Source organism: Runella sp., from assembly GCF_027484545.1.
Lineage (GTDB): Bacteria > Bacteroidota > Bacteroidia > Cytophagales > Spirosomataceae > Runella.
This window is the reverse complement of record NZ_JAIXST010000103.1, coordinates 1-21,531: the sequence shown is the minus strand read 5'-3', so window position 1 is coordinate 21,531 and position 21,531 is coordinate 1. Positions and strand designations below refer to the sequence as shown.

General features: G+C 43.0%; 19 protein-coding genes. 6 read left to right on the top strand and 13 right to left on the bottom strand.

Features of this window, described 5'->3' with window-relative positions; all coding sequences use genetic code 11:
* The 3 genes from Q0081_RS09320 to Q0081_RS09310 form a co-directional block, all read left to right on the top strand.
* The coding region (locus tag Q0081_RS09320) for a LamG domain-containing protein (protein ID WP_298351857.1) at positions 1 to 967 on the top strand (967 nt) is incomplete at its 5' end.
* Positions 968 to 984: 17 nt separating this feature from the next.
* Positions 985 to 2,883 carry a hypothetical protein gene (locus tag Q0081_RS09315; RefSeq protein ID WP_298351853.1) on the top strand — a complete coding sequence of 633 codons (1,899 nt, stop codon included), beginning with the start codon at positions 985 to 987 and terminating at the stop codon, positions 2,881 to 2,883.
* A 59-nt stretch (positions 2,884 to 2,942) separates the two neighbouring features.
* A complete protein-coding gene (locus Q0081_RS09310; protein WP_298351850.1) occupies positions 2,943 to 3,941 on the top strand; it encodes a hypothetical protein in 999 nt (332 codons plus the stop codon).
* 48 nt (positions 3,942 to 3,989) lie between these two features.
* Here the strand turns inward: Q0081_RS09310 and dnaG are convergent, their stop codons facing one another.
* The 4 genes from dnaG to Q0081_RS09290 form a co-directional block, all read right to left on the bottom strand.
* The gene (dnaG, locus tag Q0081_RS09305; protein ID WP_298351848.1) at positions 3,990 to 6,071 is read right to left on the bottom strand and encodes a DNA primase; all 2,082 of its coding nucleotides are present in this window, start codon (positions 6,069 to 6,071) and stop codon (positions 3,990 to 3,992) included.
* A gap of 410 nt (positions 6,072 to 6,481) precedes the next feature.
* Complete coding sequence (locus Q0081_RS09300) at positions 6,482 to 7,705, bottom strand: dipeptidase (protein ID WP_298351846.1); 1,224 nt, start codon at positions 7,703 to 7,705, stop codon at positions 6,482 to 6,484.
* A 34-nt stretch (positions 7,706 to 7,739) separates the two neighbouring features.
* On the bottom strand, positions 7,740 to 8,606 hold the full coding sequence (locus Q0081_RS09295) for an Rpn family recombination-promoting nuclease/putative transposase (protein WP_298351844.1): 867 nt from the start codon (positions 8,604 to 8,606) through the stop codon (positions 7,740 to 7,742).
* 58 nt (positions 8,607 to 8,664) lie between these two features.
* A complete protein-coding gene (locus Q0081_RS09290) occupies positions 8,665 to 9,084 on the bottom strand; it encodes a lysozyme inhibitor LprI family protein (protein ID WP_298351842.1) in 420 nt (139 codons plus the stop codon).
* Between the two features lie 52 nt (positions 9,085 to 9,136).
* Here Q0081_RS09290 and queG point away from each other — a divergent pair, with 52 nt between their 5' ends.
* Entirely contained in the window at positions 9,137 to 10,078 is a 942-nt protein-coding gene (queG, locus tag Q0081_RS09285; protein ID WP_298351838.1) for a tRNA epoxyqueuosine(34) reductase QueG, read from the top strand.
* Positions 10,079 to 10,163: 85 nt separating this feature from the next.
* Here queG and Q0081_RS09280 read toward each other — a convergent pair whose 3' ends face one another.
* On the bottom strand, positions 10,164 to 12,035 hold the full coding sequence (locus Q0081_RS09280; RefSeq protein WP_298351835.1) for a CocE/NonD family hydrolase: 1,872 nt from the start codon (positions 12,033 to 12,035) through the stop codon (positions 10,164 to 10,166).
* Between the two features lie 271 nt (positions 12,036 to 12,306).
* Between Q0081_RS09280 and typA the strand changes: the two genes are divergently transcribed.
* The gene (gene typA / locus Q0081_RS09275; RefSeq protein WP_298351832.1) at positions 12,307 to 14,121 is read left to right on the top strand and encodes a translational GTPase TypA; all 1,815 of its coding nucleotides are present in this window, start codon (positions 12,307 to 12,309) and stop codon (positions 14,119 to 14,121) included.
* A 91-nt stretch (positions 14,122 to 14,212) separates the two neighbouring features.
* Here typA and Q0081_RS09270 read toward each other — a convergent pair whose 3' ends face one another.
* Together Q0081_RS09270 and Q0081_RS09265 are read right to left on the bottom strand one after the other, a co-directional pair.
* On the bottom strand, positions 14,213 to 14,422 hold the full coding sequence (locus Q0081_RS09270; RefSeq protein WP_298351830.1) for a hypothetical protein: 210 nt from the start codon (positions 14,420 to 14,422) through the stop codon (positions 14,213 to 14,215).
* Positions 14,423 to 14,449: 27 nt separating this feature from the next.
* Complete coding sequence (locus Q0081_RS09265) at positions 14,450 to 14,713, bottom strand: hypothetical protein (protein ID WP_298351828.1); 264 nt, start codon at positions 14,711 to 14,713, stop codon at positions 14,450 to 14,452.
* 176 nt (positions 14,714 to 14,889) lie between these two features.
* On the opposite strand from Q0081_RS09265, the gene Q0081_RS09260 reads away from it, so the two are divergent.
* Positions 14,890 to 15,288, top strand: a complete 399-nt coding sequence (locus tag Q0081_RS09260) for a DUF3828 domain-containing protein (protein ID WP_298351825.1) — start codon at positions 14,890 to 14,892, stop codon at positions 15,286 to 15,288.
* 126 nt (positions 15,289 to 15,414) lie between these two features.
* On the opposite strand, the gene Q0081_RS09255 is transcribed toward Q0081_RS09260, so the two are convergent.
* The 6 genes from Q0081_RS09255 to Q0081_RS09230 all read right to left on the bottom strand — a co-directional run.
* A complete protein-coding gene (locus Q0081_RS09255; RefSeq protein ID WP_298351822.1) occupies positions 15,415 to 16,062 on the bottom strand; it encodes a phosphoribosylanthranilate isomerase in 648 nt (215 codons plus the stop codon).
* A gap of 126 nt (positions 16,063 to 16,188) precedes the next feature.
* Positions 16,189 to 17,397, bottom strand: coding sequence for a M20/M25/M40 family metallo-hydrolase (locus Q0081_RS09250; RefSeq protein WP_298351820.1), 1,209 nt, complete (start codon positions 17,395 to 17,397; stop codon positions 16,189 to 16,191).
* Between the two features lie 23 nt (positions 17,398 to 17,420).
* Positions 17,421 to 17,873: an RES family NAD+ phosphorylase gene (locus tag Q0081_RS09245; RefSeq protein WP_298351818.1), complete on the bottom strand. Its 453-nt coding sequence runs from the start codon at positions 17,871 to 17,873 to the stop codon at positions 17,421 to 17,423.
* A gap of 2 nt (positions 17,874 to 17,875) precedes the next feature.
* Positions 17,876 to 18,298, bottom strand: coding sequence for an antitoxin Xre-like helix-turn-helix domain-containing protein (locus tag Q0081_RS09240; protein WP_298351815.1), 423 nt, complete (start codon positions 18,296 to 18,298; stop codon positions 17,876 to 17,878).
* 40 nt (positions 18,299 to 18,338) lie between these two features.
* A complete protein-coding gene (locus tag Q0081_RS09235) occupies positions 18,339 to 19,469 on the bottom strand; it encodes a mechanosensitive ion channel family protein (protein WP_298351812.1) in 1,131 nt (376 codons plus the stop codon).
* A gap of 151 nt (positions 19,470 to 19,620) precedes the next feature.
* The coding region (locus Q0081_RS09230; protein WP_409034054.1) for a UvrB domain 3-containing protein at positions 19,621 to 21,531 on the bottom strand (1,911 nt) is incomplete at its 5' end.

Sequence of the window (21,531 nt, the reverse complement as noted above, 5' to 3'; positions counted from 1 at the left end):
GGACGGAAGGCAATTATACGTAATTTATCCTTGGGGAGAAGGGGGATACCCCTTCTTTCTCAAAAATATTACTTCTCTTGCCCTCTTTAAAAGTTGCATTTACTCCTTGAATCTAAGAAGTATAAAAACCAGCGGTGCTAATAATGGTATAGTTTTCTCAGGATTAACAACACAGGAAAGAGATGCCATTGCCAATCCTAAAGTTGGTCAGTTAATTTACAATAAGACTAAGGGATGTTTTGAGTTTTATAATGGATTTAGATGGCATAATTTATGCGAAAATGATTATTTGAATAATTCATTAAACAATGGTTTAGTAGCGTACTATCCATTTAATGGAAACGCCAATGATGTTGGTGGCAACAACCTAAATGGGGCAGTCAACGGAGCTGTTTTGACAACAGACAGGTTTGGCAACCCTAATAAAGCATATTCATTTAACACAAATCAAGATATAACTATCCCTAATTCTTCTTCTTTAAATACATTTCCCATTACTATAAGTCTTTGGTACATGGTGAATACTCCAAGTGGATTGGGAGGAGGTGGTAGTAATATATTTTCAAAATACATTCCAGCCGCTTGGAATGGTTTTAGTATTTTGTCAGCTCAGAATTACGACAATATCGTCGGAGAATCAATAGTCCCTTGGTACATTAAAGACACAGATAATCGTGTGATAGGAAGTTATGGTGACCCCCTTTTTCTTCAATCAAATGTAGAATTCAATAAATGGTATCATTTTGTTTTTACAGTTGACCAAACCGAAGGACGTATATACCTTAATGGGCAATTATTAGATAGGCATCCTTGGAAAGGTAGCCCCGGAAGTTCTACCAATGATTTCCTATGGAAAATTGGAGGGTTTTATAGTAAGTGGTTTCATGGTAAAATTGACGATGTTGGTATTTGGAATCGAGTCTTAACCCAAGATGAAATTACCTATTTATATCAAAAACCAATTTAATCCGTCAACGACTAACAATGCTCAAGTATCTACTTGTTTTATGTATGTTGTTTCTACTACTGGGATGTGGTTCAAAAAAACTGCCTATCTGTAATAAACCAATAGGTATCCTAATAGTTGTTAACCCCAACGATGCTCGACAGTACAACTTTTCTTTAGAAGGAATTACTACTGACTTAAAAAATGTAGTTTGGAAGGTATCCAATAACATAATAAGTAACCCTCTTAATTACACCTTTACTAATGTTGGTAATTACACATTGACAGCAGAGTACGAGACTAACTGTGGAGAATTGGCAACATTGAACAAAACTTTATCAGTCAATTTTAAAACGTGTACAGTTCCTACTGCCATTACAAATCTAAGCAGTAGTGGTAATACGTACGTTTATGGACTGACTACCATAGTTGCTTCTGACATAAAAAGTGTGACTTGGAAGATATTGAATGGGAGTACTGTATTTTTTCAAGAACAACGTACGGATGTGAATTCTATCAGTTACAGCTACACTGCATCAGGCAGTTATATGATTAGTGCTGACATTGAGACGATTTGTGGAGAGAAACTTGTTCTGACATTGCCCTCAACTATTACCGTACAATCTATAACTCAGGCCCCATCGAAAGTGTGGGATATAACTTTGAGTGGAGGAAATAGTCAGGATGACACACTCAGGGGATGTTCACTTGTTAATACTTCTGACGGAGGGTTGATAGTAGCAGGCTCTGTCAATTTTGGCATCACAAGCGATAAATCTGAAAGTAGTAAAGGTAGCTTTGATTATTGGGTGATAAAACTCAATAGTATGGGTCAAAAAATGTGGGATAAATCCTTTGGAGGAAGATATTGGGATTACGACCCTTTTATCGTTGCTACTGAGGATGGAGGTTTCGTATTAGCAGGATACTCTATTTCTGATAAATCAGGTGATAAATCCGAGAATAGTAAAGGCGGATGGACTGACTACTGGGTAGTAAAAATTAATGGAAATGGGCAGAAAGTGTGGGACAAAACTGTTGGAGGAAGTGGTGAAGACTATCCCCGTTCAATGGTTATCTCTACCGATGGCAATATAGTCATTTTAGGTGCATCCAATTCTAACACCACAGGCGACAAATCTGAAAATAGTAAAGGCGGATTGGACTTTTGGGTAGTAAAACTCAACAGTAATGGTCAAAAACTGTGGGATAAAACTATTGGTAGTAGTAATTCTGATTCCCCAACTTCAATGGTTTCCACTTCCGATGGAGGGATTATAATTACTGGAGCAACTGATTCTAATCAATCAGGTGATAAATCTGAAAATAGTAAAGGCAGATTGGATTATTGGGTCGTAAAACTCAGTAGCAATGGTCAAAAAATGTGGGATAAGACTTTTGGTGGAAGTGGTGACGATTCCCCATCTTCGATAGTTACCACCCCCGACAGAAATATAATCATTGTAGGAAGTTCCTCTTCTAACCAATCAGGTGATAAATCAGAGAATAGCAAAGGAGGGGCGGATTATTGGGTCGTAAAAATTGATGGAAACGGTCAAAAATTATGGGATAAAACCTTTGGTGGAAATAGCAATGATTCTCCTTCTACTATAGTTTTATCCTCTGATGGTGGTATCATTATTTCTGGAACTTCTTCTTCTAACCAATCAGGTGATAAATCTGAAAATAGCAAGGCGGGAGGAGAATACTATTGGGAAAGAAATGATTATTGGGTAATAAAACTCAATAATAATGGTCAAAAATTATGGGATAAAACCATTGGGGGAAGTAGTTCTGAAGTTGCTAAATCTATGGTTCTTTCCTCTGGTGGCAGTATTGTTATTGGGGGAGGGTCTTCCTCTAATAAGTCAGGTGATAAATCCGAAAACAAAAAAGGTACATGGACAGGAGATTATTGGATTGTTCAGTTGAAGTAAAATAAGAAAAAAACAGTTTCCTCATTCGCACAAATACTCGAAATTAACTCCAAGTTACTATGAAAAAGTTATACATGTTTTTCGTAATTCTAAATTCTATGGCGTGGATTGCCAAAGCACAAATAATCAGTCTTTCAGATACGGTTGGAGCAATTACCATTAGTCCAAAAGGGATTATAGGACAAACAAATGGTAATCCCTCGTTAAATGTAGGACTTGGCTCTAATGCACTTCGTTCTATCACAACAGGCCATAGTAATGCGGGAATTGGCCGATTTAGTTTAAGTGCTAATTCATCAGGGAGTTATAATTCTGCTTTAGGAACCAATACCCTTCAAAATAACACAACTGGTAATTATAATGTAGCAATTGGTCAGAATGCATTGATGTCCAATACTTCGGGAAGTTATAATATTGCGATTGGTCTCGATGCTTTAAAAAGCAATATCGGCCTGGGTCCGAATGCTGAAGGAAACGTAGCTATTGGTCAAAGTGCGTTATCAAATGCAACTTTAACCAGAGGAAATACCTCAATTGGTTATGGTTCTATGAATTACCTGATATTAGGCAATGATAACACTGGAGCAGGAAGTGAGACTTTAGCGCTAATGTCAATGGGGCATGGTAATACAGCAGTAGGAAGTGCTGCTATGTACAAAGCGAAAGCAAATTCAGACAAAAATGTGGCAGTTGGAGTTAGGGCTGGGGAAAATATGTCAGGCGGACTTAATACTTTTCTTGGGTATGAGTCTGGTGCGCTTACTATTGGTTCAGGAAATGTTTTTCTTGGCTCGTTATCTGGACTCAATGCAGCATTTGCAAACGTTGACAATAGACTTATTATTGATAATTCTGCTAGTCCAACCCCTTTAATTTATGGCGAATTTGATAATAAAGTTCTTAAAATTAATGGCAAACTTTTACTTCAAAAAAATAATGGTGTACCGGCATCTTCAACAGCACCGGGCATTGAAGGACAATTAGCATTTGATGATCAATATTTTTATATCTGTATTCAAAATAATGTCTGGAAACGGTTCAGCCTTTCCAGTTGGTAGTTGGTATTGTTTAAATTTTTATACTTTGCAATTTGATAAATTCTGCTTTCAATACCCCGGCACCACCGTACCCAATTCTTTGGCGGCTAAGTCGTTGATGTTTTTGTAAAACTTATATTGCTTTTGAATCTCAATGATTTGGGCAAATTCTTCATCCGAATTTCCCGTGATTTTCCCCATTTGATTCAATAGATCCTTGATTTTATCGGCAGAGTAGGCCATTTTTAGACGAAGGATTTTCTTGAAAGCAAGCTCGTGCAGCAAATCCTCGTCGGTGGGTACAATGATTTCGTGCTTGATCCAATTTTCACTTAAATGGTGTCGGTTGGTACAAAGATCAATGGTGATGCGTTGAATATCAGGGTCGATATGGCTCAGGAAATAGTCGGTAGAAGGCACTTCTCCCATGTTGAATCGTTGACGGAAGATGTTCAGAATCAGGTCGAAAAGCTGGTTTTCAAACGAAATTTCCCCGATTTCGTGCAGTAAATAGCGGCACAATGAAATTCCCGCTTCCAATTCCGTTTGACCGTGTAAAATCAAAAGTTTAATAAATGCCTGTTCCTGAAAATACAAACGCGCCTTGAATAAGTCGACGGGGGGCTCATTTTTGGGAGCTACAAACGTATTGGGTTGATGATTGGGAACGACATCTTCCACCAAAATCCCAAATTCTTCTTCAATAAAGTTCTCGGGGAAAAAATTGTCGAGTTCTTGCGGCCTTTCTTTGGGGCGTTCCTGAAACTTTTGTTGCGTACGTTCCTGCGGTCTTTGGGTAGTGCGGTCGGCAGGCTTTTCGCGTTGTTGGCGCAGGTATTTATTCCCTTCCGAAATCAGCGTTTGCTCATCCATTTTCATCAAATCGGCGGTGCGTTTGTAGAAAATCTGGCGCTTGATAGGGTCAGGAATTTTGGTGATACTCGTTACAATATCATTGATAGCTTCGGCTCGTTTGAAAGGATTATCGCCCGCTTCTTTGAGCAGCATTTCGGTTTTAAACGTGATAAAATCCTTGGTAGCCTGTTTTACGTGCGCTTTAAAACCTTCGGCACCCACTTTATAAACATAACTGTCCGGGTCTTCACCGTCGGGAAGGGTAACGAGGCTCACGTTCATTCCTTCCTCCAGCACCATGTCCAGTCCGCGCAAAGCTGCTTTGATACCTGCGGCATCACCGTCGTACAGAATCGTAATATTCTGCGTAAAACGGGCGATGAGCTTAATTTGGTCTTCGGTCAGTGAGGTGCCCGAAGAAGCCGCCACGTTGTGAATTCCCGCTTGGTGCAGTGAAATGACGTCGGTATACCCTTCTACCAAGTAACAAACATCCTCCTGCCGAATGGCATTTTTGGCTTGGTAAATGCCGTACAGGATCTTGCTTTTGTGGTAAACGTCCGTTTCCGGTGAATTAATGTACTTGGGTTGATTCTTGTCGGCGGTCAAAATACGGGCTCCAAACGCAATGACCTTCCCCGACACGTTATGAATCGGAAAGATAACTCGCCCGCGAAAGCGGTCGTAGTAGCGCGTCGTGCGATTGGCCTGTGCGTCGCCTTCTTTATGCAGGGCCAAACCTGCCTTTTCGAGCAATTCGGGATTGTAGCCTTTTTTCGCCGCTTCTTTCGTCAACCCGTCCCAATCCGTAAGACTGTATCCAAGACCGAATGATTTGATGGTAGGGTCATTGAACCCACGATTTCGAAAATAACTCAGCCCGATGCCTTGTCCTTCTTCGTGCTCCATGAGCAGGTTTTGGTAGTATTTTTGGGCAAAATTCAGCACGATGTAGAGGCTGTCACGCTCGTTTTGGCGTAACACTTCCTCGGGTGTTTGCTGTTCTTCTTCAACCTCAATGTTGTATTTTTGGGCCAAATGCCGCAGTGCCTCGCCGTAGCTGACGCCCTCAATATCCATCACAAACTTGATGGAATCGCCCGCCGCCCCGCATCCAAAACATTTATAGATTTGGCGAACGGGATTCACGTTGAAGGAAGGAGACTTTTCGTTGTGAAATGGACAACAGGCCGTATAGTTGGAGCCTCGTTTTTTCAAAGACACAAAGTCCCCGACTACTTCTACAATGTCGGCGGCCTGTTTGATTCGGTCGGCTATTTCGTTACTGATTCGCATAAAACAAAGGTAGGGGAGCGACAAAAGAGTTCCTAATAATTATTTCAGCACTTAGCAACCTTTTAATTGAAGAATGCGTCTTCGTAATGACAACGGCTTAGCCTCTAATTTGAACCCTTTATTTACATTTTCGCACGGTTCAACCTATTTCATTGGCAAGCTGTTTTTTGCTTTTTTAATTTTATGCAAAAATTCATTTCAGCCATGACAACTTCATTGAAAAAACAAATCGCGGGTCTTATCTTTATCCTGAGCGGATTGACCCTTCTTTCTTTGCTGGTACTTGCTTAGTTCGTAAACAAAAGCGCTGATTGACACGTTTTTTCAAAATTCGTGTTAATCAGCGCTGCTTGCATCTGTGCGGTCCGCCCCTGCGGTCATCTGCGTTCTATGCTATTTAGAAATAGGGCCTACATCTTAGCGTTAGCTACGGTTTTTTGCCATACGCGCCACACGTTACGGTACATGATGTCGGCGATAGCATCTTCAGTATAGCCACGTTTGAGGAGTACATAAATCAGGTTAGGGTACTGCGAAACATCTTTTAAACCCGTAGGAAGACTGTCGCCTACGCCATCGAAATCAGAACCGATACCCACATTTTTGGTACCTCCCGTAAGTTTTACCACATGATCAATGTGATTTGCCACCGTTTCAACGTCGGCAAATAAAACAGGGTTCTCTTTTTGGAATTGTTTCAATAAGTCCTGAGCCGCCGGGTCACTGAATTTCAACCCTTTCTCTTTCAATATTTTGCCAAATTTGCCTTGCAACACTTCCGCTTGTTGGCGGTAGTTTTCATCCAAAAAGCTCGAACCGAAATTGATTTGAATAACGCCGCCTTTTTTACCTAACAACGTAATCATATCGTCCGACATGTTGCGTTTGAAGGTAGGCGTAAAATAGCGGCACGAAGAGTGGGAAGCAATAACGGGAGATGTGGAAAGTTCAATTGCCTGATAAAAGGAATCATCCGAAATGTGCGAAACGTCCACCATGATTCCGACGCGGTTCATTTCTTTGACCACGTCTTTGCCATAGGCACTCAATCCCTTGTGGGTGAATGTACTGTCATATGATGAGTCGCAAATATGATTGTCTTTCCCGTGCGTAAGAGTTACATAACTGATACCTCGCTGACGGAAGTAGGCTACGTCGGAAAGTTTCAAAAGGGGTGCACCGTTTTCCATGCCCATTGGAAAAGAAATAATCCCTTTCTTAAAATTGGCATCTGCCTGTTGAGGAGTGGTAACGACACCAAACTTATCGGGGTGAGCGGCTGCAATGCCTTTGACCATCGTGATGAGCGAATCGGCCAATTCTTTGGCACCTCCCGTTTGTTGGTACGACGACGGAATATAAATAGACATGAAAGGGGCCGAAAGGCCGCCTTTTTTTGCACGTTCGTAGTCAAAATCACCTTCTTCCGTACTGATGGGGATGCCCAAATATTGGCGTTCTAAACGAAAATTCTTGATTTTGAGGCGGTAAGGCAAATCTACGTGCCCATCGGTAAGGATGTACTTGTGGGCAATTTTATCAGCCAATTGGTACAGTTGCTCATCTGTTTTTTGTGCCTTTGTATTGAATGCAAGCACTGAAAAAGCGAGAAGAGAAGTTAGGAATAGCTTCATTACGATTTGTTGGTTTTAGTGATGTGATGGATAGTTATAAACCTTGTTGTGATTTTATTTGCAATATAAATTCAATGGTTACTTTAAAATCTTCGGCTAATTCTTCAATTGTCAGTTTACCTCGCCGAAGTGATTTACTTATTCCTTCAATTTTTCCTTCCATTCTCCCTTTTGATTCTCCTTCTGCAACTGCCGTGTCAATGACGTTTTTCAAATCTCGGTAGTATTTTAAACTGGCCTCATAACCTGCCTGTTCTTCGGGGGTAAATTTGGCAATCTCAGCTGCTTCGAACAATTTTCCAAAAACCTTTTCTTTCAAGGCTTGAGGGCGTTCATCTAAGTAGGGAAGGTATTTTAAAACATACAGCCACTTATCGTAGGTGGTTTTCAACTCATTTTCTGTCTTAGTAAAATGTGGCAACTCAAGATAGATAAAGGTCAGTTTATCATAAAACACGCGGCAATTTTGGTCTTTTAGTTTCACTTCATGACGGACCTCTTTTTCAAAAGCATCTTCACTGAATACAAAATCCAATATCCCAACTGTGTAAATTTCTGACAACTTAAAGTCCCATTCACCTCGTTTAGCCTGCTCCTGAATTGGGAAAGTAGAATAAAAAATGCTGCGGTCTTTGAAGTAGTTTTGCTTCGCTTTCTGAATTTCAACGATAAAGCGTTCGTTATTTGTACCAAGGCAGTATAAATCGAATATGGCTTTACGGTCAATTTCTGTACTGCCTATCTGTTCATTTTTTGAGTAAGATAAATCCGCAATTTTGTGGCGCTGAGGCAGCACTACTTCGTTCAAAAAGTCAATAAGTAAGTCTTTATTCAGTTCGGTACCGAATAATTTCTTAAATCCGAAATCAGTGAAGGGATTAATGTATTTTTCTTTCGTCATCTTAATTTCAGGGCTTATTAACCAATAAAAAACATCAAGTGTACTAAACTCGTTTAGGCTATTTCATTTCAAACAAATCAAGATAGCTCTTTAGATCCAAGGCGCGTTTTTTGACTACCTCCATGCGGTCATTGACAATCATGGGTTGAAACATCGTGCCTTCCATGGTTTCATAAACGCTGAGTTGAGCTTTAAATTCCAAATCACGGTACTCGATCCATTTACGTTGGGCAGCGAGAAGCGCCGCTTTTTGTTTGGCAACCATCTTTAACGTGAGCGCCTTGTAATTTTTGTTCAATTCGGCATCCCATTTTTTGTAGGCTTCGTCCAAACAACCCACCATTCCCTGAGTGGAAGGATTTTTATCTATACATTTGTCTAAAGCAACGTCAATAGGATGTTTTTCTGCCGTTTCCTGAGAAAAAACAAGAGCAGAAGAAAAGAAAAAAGCAATAAAGAAGACATAATAAGGTTTCATTGGGGTGTTACTTAGGGCTTAGGGTGAGTTTTTTACAAATAAACGAAAATAAATGACTTCAAACGATTTCATACGACAACAACGAAGTCAATTTGTCAAAGCAAAAGCGGTTGAGTTAGGGTTTGATTTTTGCGGAATTTCAACCGCCGAATTTTTGGAAGAAGAAGCTCCGCGCCTTGAAAATTGGCTTAACCAACAGATGCACGGGCAAATGCACTACATGGCCAATCACTTTGACAAACGCCTCGATCCGCGCAAATTGGTGGACGGAGCCAAGTCGGTGATATCGGTTTTGCTCAATTATTACCCCGAAAAGCGCCCTCCTTCAACTGAAAATGACCTCAAACTTTCCAAATATGCCTACGGTACTGACTATCATTTTGTGTTGAAAGATAAACTGAAAGAATTTGTTTCTCAGATTCAACAGGAAATAGGGGAGGTAAACGGACGGGGTTTTGTGGATTCTGCTCCCGTTATGGACAAAGTGTGGGCGGCGAAAAGCGGCTTAGGATGGGTGGGTAAACATACCAATCTCATCAATCGTGAAATAGGCAGTTTTTTCTTTATCGGTGAAATCATCTGTGACCTTGAGCTATGGCCCGACGGCGCAATGAAAGATTATTGCGGCACCTGTACACGTTGCGTGGATGCCTGCCCCACCGACGCCATTGTGGCTCCTTATGTAGTAGATGGAAGCAAGTGCATCAGCTATTTTACGATTGAGCTCAAAGAAGCGATTCCAGCGGAGGTAAAAGGCAAATTTGAAAACTGGATTTTTGGCTGTGATATTTGTCAGGATGTGTGTCCGTGGACTCGTTTCTCACGTCCTCACCAGACACCAGAGTTTAATCTACATCCCGAATTAGCTGAATTTACGAATAAAGACTGGGAGGAAATCACCCAAGAAGTATTTCAGGAAATCTTTCGCCGTTCGGCAGTGAAGCGTACAAAGTTGGAAGGGTTGCAGCGCAATGTAGCGTTTGTGACGGATTAATTTTTTAACCACAGAGAAAATGAGAATCATAGAGAGTGTATTTGTTTTTCTCTGTGCTGCTTTGTTTCACTGTGGTTAAAAAAAACTATTTGACTGTATTTACGTGCAGATGCGAATCGTGCTGTTTGCTGTGATATACTCGAATCGTGGCTTTTTGGAAGTCTTTTTCATCGGCTTCACTGATATTCATAAACTTCTGTGGATTTCTATCCACCAATGGAAACCAGGAACTCTGAATCTGTACCATGATTTTGTGGCCTTTTTTGAAGGTATGCAACACATCTGGCATCCGTACTTTTACGTCAGTAACTTGGTTGGGAACAAACGGCTCAGGTTTCTCATAACTATTACGAAACTTTCCACGCAATACTTCTGCCCGAACTAATCGCTGATAGCCTGCCATCGTTAAGGCTTTGGGATTTGGACTTGGATTGGGGGCATCTTCGGGTAAAATGTCAATGAGTTTAACGATAAAATCCGCGTCAGTTCCAGTCGTAGAAGCAAAAAAGTGGGCAGTCATCGGGCCTGAAAAGGTCACATCTTCGGTAAGAACGTCGGATTCATACGCTAATACATCGGGGCGACGCGCTGCAAAGCGCTGGTCTTCAATTACGTATTGATTATTGCGACGGGCAAAAATACCGTCTGTGTAAGGAACTGGTTTGGCCGGGTCGCTGACGTATTCATCAAAACTGTCTTTATCTTCAGTCACAGTTTCTTCCCAGGAAAGCTTACCGTTGGCCTGAAAATGCAATTCCTTGGCCTCTTTGTTTTTAGGAGGCCACGCGTCAAATGTTTTCCATTCGTTCGTGCCTGTGTTAAACATCGTTGCTTCGGCGGCTTTCCACTCGCCTTTGTCTTTGAGGTAATAATTGAAAAACTTCAATTCCAATTCTTCCTGAAAATACTTGGAGGTGTTGCTCCCAAAATTCAACGGACCAAATTCTGTCCATTCCGGCCGCGACCAGGCTCCGTGAGTCCAGGGGCCCATTACAATTTGATTTTTAGTGGTAGGACTTTGTTTTTCAATGGCTTCGTACGTACGCAACGCTCCAAACAAATCTTCGGCATCAAACCAACCGCCTACAACCAAGGTGGCAGGTTTTACATTTTTGAGCGCAGGACGAATATTGCGCGATTTCCAATAGTCATCGTAGGTTTCGTGTTGGAGGTATTCGTTCCAAATTTTTCCTTTATTGTTGAAATACTTCGCACTATTTGCGTTTTTGAGAGGACCGAGTTTTAGGAAAAAATCGTACGCATCTTTGGCTCGATTGCTGAAAATTCCGCCAAACGAGGCTACGGGTTTGTCGGGTTGAGCGTCAAAGTAACTCAGAAAGCTAAAATTGTCAAGCAGAAAAAAGGCACCGTTGTGACGGGCATCATCGCCGACAAATTCATCCGTAATGGGTGCTTGCGGAGAAACGGCTTTGAGAGCGGGGTGAGCGTCGGGCAAAGCAGCAGAGGCATAGAAGCCGGGATATGAAACGCCCGTAATGCCTACGCGTCCGTTGTTTTGCGGAATGTTTTTAATCAGCCATTCAATTGTATCGTATGTATCTGAACTTTCGTCGGTGTCTTTCGGTGTTTTCTTCGCAAAGTTGTGGGGAGTCATTTCCTCAAACTTCCCTTCACTTAGGTAGCGGCCGCGCACATCCTGTGTTACAAAAATGTATTTATCCTCAGAAAGTAATTTGCTTGGCCCTGGACCGTTTGTAGTATAGTTGGTTTCCCCGTAAGGCCCTGCCGAATAAGGTGTCCGTTCCATGAGAATAGGATAGCTTTGACTTACGTCTTTCGGAACGTAAATCACCGTATACAGTTTAACTCCGTCACGCATCGCGATTTGCCGGTCTAACTTGGTGTAATTGTCCTTAACAAAGTTAGAAGTTTGGGCGTGGGAATAGGAGAAAAAGAGGGCAAACAAAAGGCTGTAGACAATGAGATGGTTTTTCATGATGAAGAATGATTTTGGCAAAAATAGAAGGTTCTGTGACAAGATAAAAAAAACAGCTCATTACTATTTTAAAAACGCAATGTTAATTTAGGATTATTCCGTTAAAAAAATGCCACATTCTACTTTTGAGAACCTTAATATTGTAATAATCTGTGTTTCTCATAAAAAAATCGTAACTTTGCGGGTCTTTTTCAAGGCAAGAGTTAGTTTGTAATGGTAGATTTTTTTTCCTATTACCGGTTAACTATCAACAATTAACAACAACATACTAATGCAATCCATCCGCAACATCGCCATCATTGCGCACGTTGACCACGGTAAAACCACTTTGGTGGACAAATTTATCCACTATTCAAAACTGTTTAGAGAGAATCAGCAGTTTGATGACCTCATCCTGGACAGCAACGACCTCGAACGTGAACGAGGTATTACAATTGTCTCTAAAAACGTATCGGTACGCTATAAAGACGTAAAAATCAACATCATTGATACCCCGGGCCACTCCGACTTTGGAGGAGAAGTAGAGCGCGTACTTAAAATGTCTGACGGAGTAGTCATTTTGGTAGATGCTTTTGAAGGGCCCATGCCGCAAACTCGCTTTGTATTAGGCAAAGCTTTGCAATTGGGATTGAAAGTAGTATTGGTTGTCAATAAAGTGGACAAACCAAACTGCCGTCCCGACGAAGTACACGAAGCTGTATTTGACTTGATGTTTAACTTGGAAGCCAACGATGAACAATTAGACTTCCCTACTGTTTTCGGTTCTTCGAAACAAGGATGGATGGGCCCTGATTGGCAAACACCAACCACTGATATTTCGTATTTATTGGACGTAATTGTAGAGCATATTCCACCGGCACCCAATAATGAAGGAGATCCGCAAATGCAGATTACTTCCTTGGATTACAGTTCTTTCGTAGGACGTATTGCTATCGGTCGTGTTCACCGCGGAACGTTCAAAGAAGGCGCTCAATTAGGTCTTTGCAAATCAGATGGGTCGGTAAAACGGGTTCGTATCAAAGAATTGCAGGTATTTGAAGGCTTAGGCAGACAAAAAGTAACGGAAGTTTCGTCAGGAGATATTTGTGCACTAACGGGTTTGGAAGATTTCGAAATCGGTGATACCATCACATTGTACGAAAACCCTGAACCGCTTCCTCGTATTTCAGTAGACGAGCCAACGATGAACATGTTGTTTACAATCAACAATTCACCGTTTTTTGGTAAAGAAGGTAAGTTTGTAACTTCTCGTCACCTGCGCGAACGTCTGTTCAAAGAAATGGAAAAAAACCTTGCCCTACGCGTTGAATCAATGGGTAGCGAGGATAAATTTATGGTATTTGGACGCGGTATTCTTCACTTGTCGGTGTTGATTGAAACCATGCGCCGCGAAGGGTATGAATTGCAGGTAGGTCAGCCGCAGGTGATTTTGAAAGAAGGAGAAAGAGGAGAGCGCCTTGAGCCTATCGAAATTCTTGTGGTAGATGTTCCCGAAGAATCAGCCGGGAAAGTCATTGAATTGGTTACCCAACGTAAAGGTGACTTGCTCGTAATGGAACCGCGCGGCGATCTACAACACTTGGAATTTAATATTCCATCACGTGGTTTGATCGGTTTGCGTTCCAACGTGCTCACTGCCACACAGGGAGAAGCCGTTCTTTCGCACCGTTTCAAATCGTATGAACCACACAAAGGCAACATTCCGGGACGTATCAACGGTTCAATCATTTCAAAAGGAACCGGAGTATCTACCCCTTATGCTTTAGACCGTTTGCAGGAACGCGGAAGATTCTTTGTGGATCCAAGTGAAGAACTGTACATGGGAATGGTTGTGGGAGAACACAGCCGCCCGGGAGATATCGTAGTAAACTTGCAGGAAACCAAGAAGTTGACCAACATGCGTGCTTCAGGTACGGACGACAACGTACGTATTGCACCTAAAATCAATTTCTCTTTGGAAGAATCAATGGAATACATCCAAAAGGATGAATATTTGGAAGTAACGCCGCTGACGCTTCGTATTCGGAAAGTATACTTAGACGAAAACGAACGCAAACGCAATTCAAAAGAATTGGAAATGGCGTAGCGTAAAGAACCTCACCCCCAACCCCTCTCCTTTTTGGAGAGGGGAGTGTTAGCCTTATTCCCTCTCCAAAAAGGAGAGGGTTAGGGCGAGGTTAATGTTTCGGGCAGTCGCAGGCGTTGCGTTTGCGGAACAGTCCCCACATAAAACCTTTACGCTGTCGATTACGTCGACGTTTTCGAAGCGAAGATTTCTCAGAAGCGGCCGCAATGGTCGCTTTTTTTGTGGCAACTTTTGCCTCGACCGTTGGGGCTTCTACCTGAATGAGAATGCCTAAAAGCAACAAACAAACTACCTTTTTCATCTATTTTTGATTTCTTTATTTTATTTTTTACCAACGACGCCTTCCCTGAGAACGGTTGCCGTAGTTGTACCGACTGCGGCTCTGGTAATGAGGACGATAGTTGTAACGGGGCGGAGCTACATACACGCGAGGCGGAGGCAGCACACGCACATAAGGACGGGGTGCGTAATAACGCGAACCGTAGTATCTGCGATCGTAGCCGCCACGGTATCCACCACCTGAATATAAACAGCTACTTAACATGGCTGTTAAAGCCAAGACAGTGACAAAAAGGGTGACACGGGTTTTCATAGCAAATTAGAGGTTAAACTGTTACACGAATATAACGTTTTTTAAGTATGTTTCTGTTCAAAGACAACCCAAAGACCAGTCTCCCCTATTGTTAACGTTTGTTAACCCTTTTAAATTTTCCTAATTGATTTTTAAACAGTAGTATTGCTTTCTATTTAAAACAACTGACTGACCTAATGAGAATTTTAATTTTTGTGTTTCTATGCTTTTTCCAAGCTTATACAATAGCTCAAACTCCAACGGCTTCGCAAACTGCCCACGACTTTTACACTTGGTATCTTACGAAAGGAGTGAATCTCGGTTGGAAGCAAGCCGTCAAACGTCCGGAATTGAGTGCGGGCTTCCAAAAAAAACTCACGGTATTTTTTCAAAAACTGGAGAAAGATAACGAAGGCGGCTATGATCCGATATTGCAAGCGCAGGACTACGAAGATAAATTTACGCTGAAGCCCATTGCCCAAACTGCCTCAAAAGCAACTTTTTATTTTAGTATGTTTGAACAGAAAACAGCCATTGTTACATTGACTGCTGTGAATGGTAAGTGGCTGATTGACAATATACAGGGAGTAAAATAGATTTTTTAAGGAATGGATTGAAAAGCAGTAACCATTAAGAAGTTAAGATTCATTAAGCCTTAATTTTCTTAATCTCTTAATGGTTAAAAAAAGTAGATAAACCTAATAAGATGGATTAGATAAAACTTATCCTACTGCTTCAAAAAAACACTCCAACTTAGTGCGGTCGAGGAGGCCATTGGTACGTACACTGCTGCAAAGGTCTAACCCAAACGGCTGTACAGTTTCAATGGCCTCTTTGACGTTTTCGGCTTTGAGTCCACCTGCCAAAAATAAGGGAATGGGAATACTGTCCCGAATTTTACGACTCAACGCCCAGTTGTGGACGCGCCCCGTTCCGCCGAGTTCTTTTACCTGTAAGTTAGGATTTCCGCTATCCAATAAAATCGCATCGACAAATTCCGAAACCTCTATCGCTTCTTCTACTGTTTTTTCATCAATGACGTGAATTACCTGTACTAACTTGACATGAGGCAAGGCTTGGCGAATTTGCCGGTACGTACCTTCCTGAAGCGCATCCACTATTTGAATGGTATTGGTTTGGACTTTTAAATAGTGGTCAATAATGGCTTGAGTACCGGTCTCACTGGTCAATAAAAAGGTAGCGATGGGCGGAGGCACTGTCCGGGCTATTTCGGCGATGAGTTCATCCGAAATTACCCCCGGACCGCTGGGCATGTGACCTACCAAGCCCAAAGCCGAAGCACCGCACTCAATGGCCAATCGGGCTTCAGCTACGCTGCTGATACAGCAAATTTTTACGCGGGGTTTCATATCTGTAAAAAATAGTAGCTTTCTAACAATTTCTGTAGCCAAAGGGCTAAAGCCCTACAATTAGCTCAAACTTTAATCGAATCCACGCCATAAATGGCTTGGCAATTGTTGTATGCTTGGAAATAATTAAAAAGTCACCGGTAACTTTAATTTTTCATTTCCTCTCTGCACTTCGGCTTCGACGGTTTGGCCTTTTTCAAACTTGCCCAAGGCTCCCATATAATCATAAATGGTGTTGAGATTGTATTTGTCCAAGCGTAAGATAAGGTCGCCGCCTTTAATGCCGGCGGCTTCGCCGGGGCGGTTTTTAGAAACTCCGTCTACCTTGATGCCTGGACCATTGAACGAATAATCCAGCAGAAGTCCCATCGTTACTTTAAAACTCATGTTACGAGCCATCGGCATGGCGGTTTCGCGGTATTCGAGGCGATTGGGCAACTTATCTACATCGTTAATAATACCCGTAACAGCGTTTAATATTTTTGCTTCTCCCTCAAAATTAATGAGTTGAGTGTCGTCGCTTGGTTTGTGATAATCTCCGTGAACACCCGTAAAGAAGAAAAGAACAGGGATTTTTTTGACGTAAAACGAAGTATGGTCGGAAGCACCGGCACCCGCTGAGTCAATCTTGAAAAGCATTTTTTCACGCTCCATCACCAGCGGCACTACCTGTCCCCACGTTGGACTGGTTCCCCAACCACCCACAGTAATGGCTTTCGCCGCATCAAAGCGACCAATCATGTCGAAATTGAGCATTAAATTGACTTTGGAAAGGTCAATGGTAGGGTTATTGGAATAATATTTTGAGCCTAACAATCCTAACTCTTCGGCTGAAAAACAGATAAACAGGAAGTTGTGACTTTCTTTTACTCCGTTTTTGGCATAATAGCGAGCCATTTCCAATACACCGGCTACACCCGAAGCATTATCATCGGCGCCGTTGTGAATTTTGCCTTTGGAATTGGCCTCAAGCGAACCGCGTTGGTAGCCTTCGCCGAGGTGATCGTAGTGCGCTCCGATGACGATGGTGCGGTCGGCACCGTTGTCCAAATACGCCACCACGTTGCGGGCATCTACGGCATGAACCGTGTCAATATTAGCTTTGAAAGGTTGCTCAAAGCCGTTGGTTCCTTTGGGCTCAAGACCCAACGACTTGAAATGTTTAGCGATGTAGTCGGCCGCTTTTTGTTCGTCTTTGGTGCCTGTTCCGCGCCCTTTCAGTTCATCGGAAGCTAAAAATGCAATGTGCTTTTCAACATTTTTTGGGGTAATGGCGGACTTTTGGGCTTGGAGTTGATAAGTGAATAAACAAATCAATAGCAGCAATTTTTTCATTTGATAAAGGGATAAAATGATAGTTAAATTAATCTTGGGTCAAAACGGTAAGGTTCCTGATGAAGCAGTTTTACTTTGGCAAAATCGGACTGAAGTGGATTGATTAAATAATTGTATTCGCCCTGTACAATCGCGGAAGGGACTTTAAGGGCAAGGTAAGTTTTTGATTTAAGCCAGTCATCGGTTTGGGTTTGTAAATTTTGGGGAGGCGTTAAATTTCGCCAATCAGCAGGCAAAAGCTTGATATTGAGTGCCTGAATACTGTCGTCTGGAATCCAAATGCTACTCAAAACATAGTCGGAAGGCACATAAAACGCAGGAATATGCACCAAAACTTCTAAAGTGGCTAAGGCACGGCTACTGCTGGTGTATAAGACCGCAACTCCCGCTTTATTCCAACGCCCTCCTGCTAATTTGGCCCCCGTTCCTGTCAAATCAGAAGCATATTGGGCTTTACTTAAACGAAATACCTCCATAATTACGCCAATACGCCATGGGCAATTCGGATAAGTTCGTCGTTAATCCATTGAAATCCAAAGGGTGTATCTAGTAAATCCGTAGGTTTTTTTCCGCTTAATACTGGATTGGGATAATCCATCCAACCTTTAAAACGAGCTAATTCTCCAAATACCTCCTCGCCTTGTTGATACAAAGCCGCCAACTGCAATGCGGTAGCGGTAGCCTCTTTATTCAGACGTTTTTCATCGGGATAACGCTGAAGGGTTCGTTCCGATAAGTGAACAATATCGGCGATTTCTTTTTGGCTGAACGAAAGATTTTGAGCCAAAATCAACAACGCTTTTTTCGAAATCCCTTCTCTGCTTAGAAAAATCAGGTCTAAGGCGTTTTGGAGAGGGCGGGTACTTACCTGCTGTTTGCCAAAATATTTTAAACTGACCATGAGAGTGACATTTGACGTAAAAATAACGACAAATTGTGGGTTATTGTTCTGTCTTTGCAAAATTTTCTATTTCCTTCACAAATAAGTTGCGTCCGGGATAGGCCAATTCTGCCCCGTTGGCGTGGACAATGTCCATAGTCTTGAAATTTACTTCTTCGCGAACGCTCATAAACTCTTTCCAAACCGAAGAGTTGACGTGATAAATCACCACAATGTCCAGAGAAAATTCGCTCAATAATTCTAAACGAACAGTGGCCTCTTTGCTGTTGGTGAAGGGATGCGTACGGAGATAGTCCCGAAGCATTTCCATGATTTGGGTAATGGTTTCAGGAGGTGTGTTAAAGGCCAACCGTACATAGTATTTTGCGCGGCGAGTGGTACGTTGAGATACATTTTCGAGGGCTTGGCTCGTCATCAGGCGATTGGGGACGGTAATCAAACCTCCTTCGTCGGAGCGAATGCGTGTACTCCGAAAACCAATTTGTTCAATTTCACCCGAAATTTTGTCTAAAACTACTGAATCACCGATGATAAAGGGCCGCTCCAACATGATGGCTACCGAAGCAATGAGGTTTTCAAGGGTTTCGCGGGCGGCGAGGGCAATGACCAAACCTCCGATTCCGAGACTGGTAATTAAGGCCCATACGTTGACTTCATACACTTTGTGAAGCATCATGAAAAAGCAGGTGAGCGTCCACAAAATAATGGCGGTGTCTTTGAAAAAAGGCACTAGCTGGTCGTCAAGTGGGGTAGGAGTTTCGGCGGCCTGTTGTTTAAAAATAAGGGCCATGAACTTAATAATCCGGATGCCCAGCCAACCGACGGTACCCGCCAGAACGGTAAAAAAGGTTTTTTGAATGATCATCAACCACCCAAATTGCTCTGCCGATGCCAAGTCCCAATCGCTTGGAACGGTTAGTTGGCGAAATGCCAAAAAGAGGGTTGTTAGGGTAATAAGTACCTCAAAAGGGCGACGGGTAAGTCGGACAAATTCCGCCAAGGGGATATTGCCTGCTTCTTTTTTGATAAACCGATAGATGGCTCGGCTAATCGTAAAGGAAAGCCCTCTTCTGATTAAAAAGCCTAATCCCAGAATTCCCGCAAACCGAAGTAGGGCACTGATTTGATTGTCTAATAGAGTGTAGTCAAGCCACGCTGACAGATTTTCCATGCTGACTGTCTGTTTTTGAAACTGCAAAACAACGATATTGTAACCGGAAAGAAAAGTATTGGGGGGAGAGTACGGGAATAAGTTGTCTTTGTACGTCTTTGTTGGTGTTTTGTGCGCCTTTGTTGGTGTTTTTTCACCAACAAACCTTCCCTTACTGCGGGAAATTAATTTTATCGTAAATGAACTTCGCTAAATACTCCGACACAATGGCTTTCATCAGCTTCTCGTTGGTGAGGGCTTCGATGCCTTTTTCCTGATTTAGATCCATGCGGTTGATCCACGCCTGCGTGGCTAATTCCGACAGACTGCCCTTTTTGAAATTCTCAAACGAATTGTTTTTGGCCTGTTTGTAAATAATCTCATTGTCAATCAAATCCATGCCCACTTGGTCAAGCAGGAGGCGGTCGGTGGGGGTCCAGTCGGTGCCGAGGCGGTCGTTGATTTTTTCGATGATTTGCGAAAGTTCAATTTCCCCGTCTTTTTCTTTGCGCAAACCCGCTTCTGAGCCGGGCGCTAACCCGTATTCGGGCTGATGCTCCAAGGCGATGCTGATTTCGTTGATTTTTTGGAGACGGTAGTATTGCAGCGCTACTTCGTCGTTGAGTTTGAAGCGGTCTTCGAGCGTTTTGCGGGGGAGTTTGTTGAGCAATAACCGCCCGTAAGCAAAGAGTTTTTCTAATTCAGCATCCTGAAAAGGCATGATTTGGCTCAAAAACGAATACGCCCGCGTAAAGGTGGTGAGGGTGTGTTTCCAGTCTTCCTGCTCTTCTTCGGTGTCGAGGGCCTTGAACCGCTGAACGGCGGGGTCAATGTAGGCATTGAGCAGGGCGTGGATTTTGTTGCCGTGCAAATCGGCCGATTTGAAATATTCCTGCGCAAAATTATCCACTTCCGACGGCCAAATCAGGGGCTTTTCTTCCAATTTGGCCTTCAAATCGTAAAGGCGATTGGGGTCAGACGGCTCGGTGATGCCCGTGAGCTCGTAATAAGGCTGGAAGGCTTCTTTGATTTCGTCTTCTTCGTTGGCAAAATCCAGCACAAAGGTGTCTTCCTTGCCCGGGTGCATTCGGTTAAGGCGCGAGAGCGTTTGCACGGCTTTGACGCCCGACAGTTTTTTGTCCACGTACATGGTGTGCAGCAGCGGCTGGTCAAAACCCGTCTGGTATTTTTCGGCCACGAGCAGGATTTGGTACTCTTCCGACGCAAATTTATCGGGGAGTTCTTTTTCCGAAAAACCGTTCAGCTTCACTTCGGTGAGTTCTTCGTCGGGATAATCGGGGTCTTTGACCTTGCCCGAAAACGCCACCAAGGCTTTGATGTCGGTGTAGTGATTGTCGCGGATGTATTTCTGAAACTCAAAATAATAGCGAACGGCGTGCAGGCGCGAGGCCGTGACGACCATCGCTTTGGCCCGACCGCCGATTTTTTGCGCCACCACCTGCCGGAAATGCTCAATGATGATTTCGGTTTTTTGGGCTAAATTGTAGGGATGCAGCGACAAAAACCGCGCAATGGCCCGGGCGGCTTTTTTCTTGTTGACCTTGGGGTCGTCTTCGATTTGTTTGGAGATGCGAAAGAAGGTTTTGTAGGTCATGAAGTTTTTCAACACGTCCAAAATAAAACCTTCCTGAATGGCCTGCCGCATCGAATACACGTGGAAGGGGCGGGGCTTGCCGTCGGAGCCTTTTACGCCAAATACTTCAATGGTTTTGGCTTTGGGCGTGGCCGTAAAGGCAAAAAAACTGAGGTTTTTCTGGTGCCCCCGGGCCTGCATGGATTGCCGAATGAGGTCTTCGGGGTCTTCGTCGTCGGTTTCGGCGAGGAGTTCTTTGAGCTTTTTGGTGGCTTCGCCGCCCTGCGAACTGTGGGCTTCGTCCACGATGACGGCGTAGGTGCGGTCGGGTAGGTTTTTGACTTCGTCCAGAACCGCCACAAACGGAAACTTCTGTAAGGTAGTGATAATGATGCTGTTGCCGCTGCGGAGGGCTTTGCCCAACTGCCCCGAATCTTTGTCAATGCGCACCACCACGCCGCCTTTGTGGTCAAACTGATAGATGGTGTC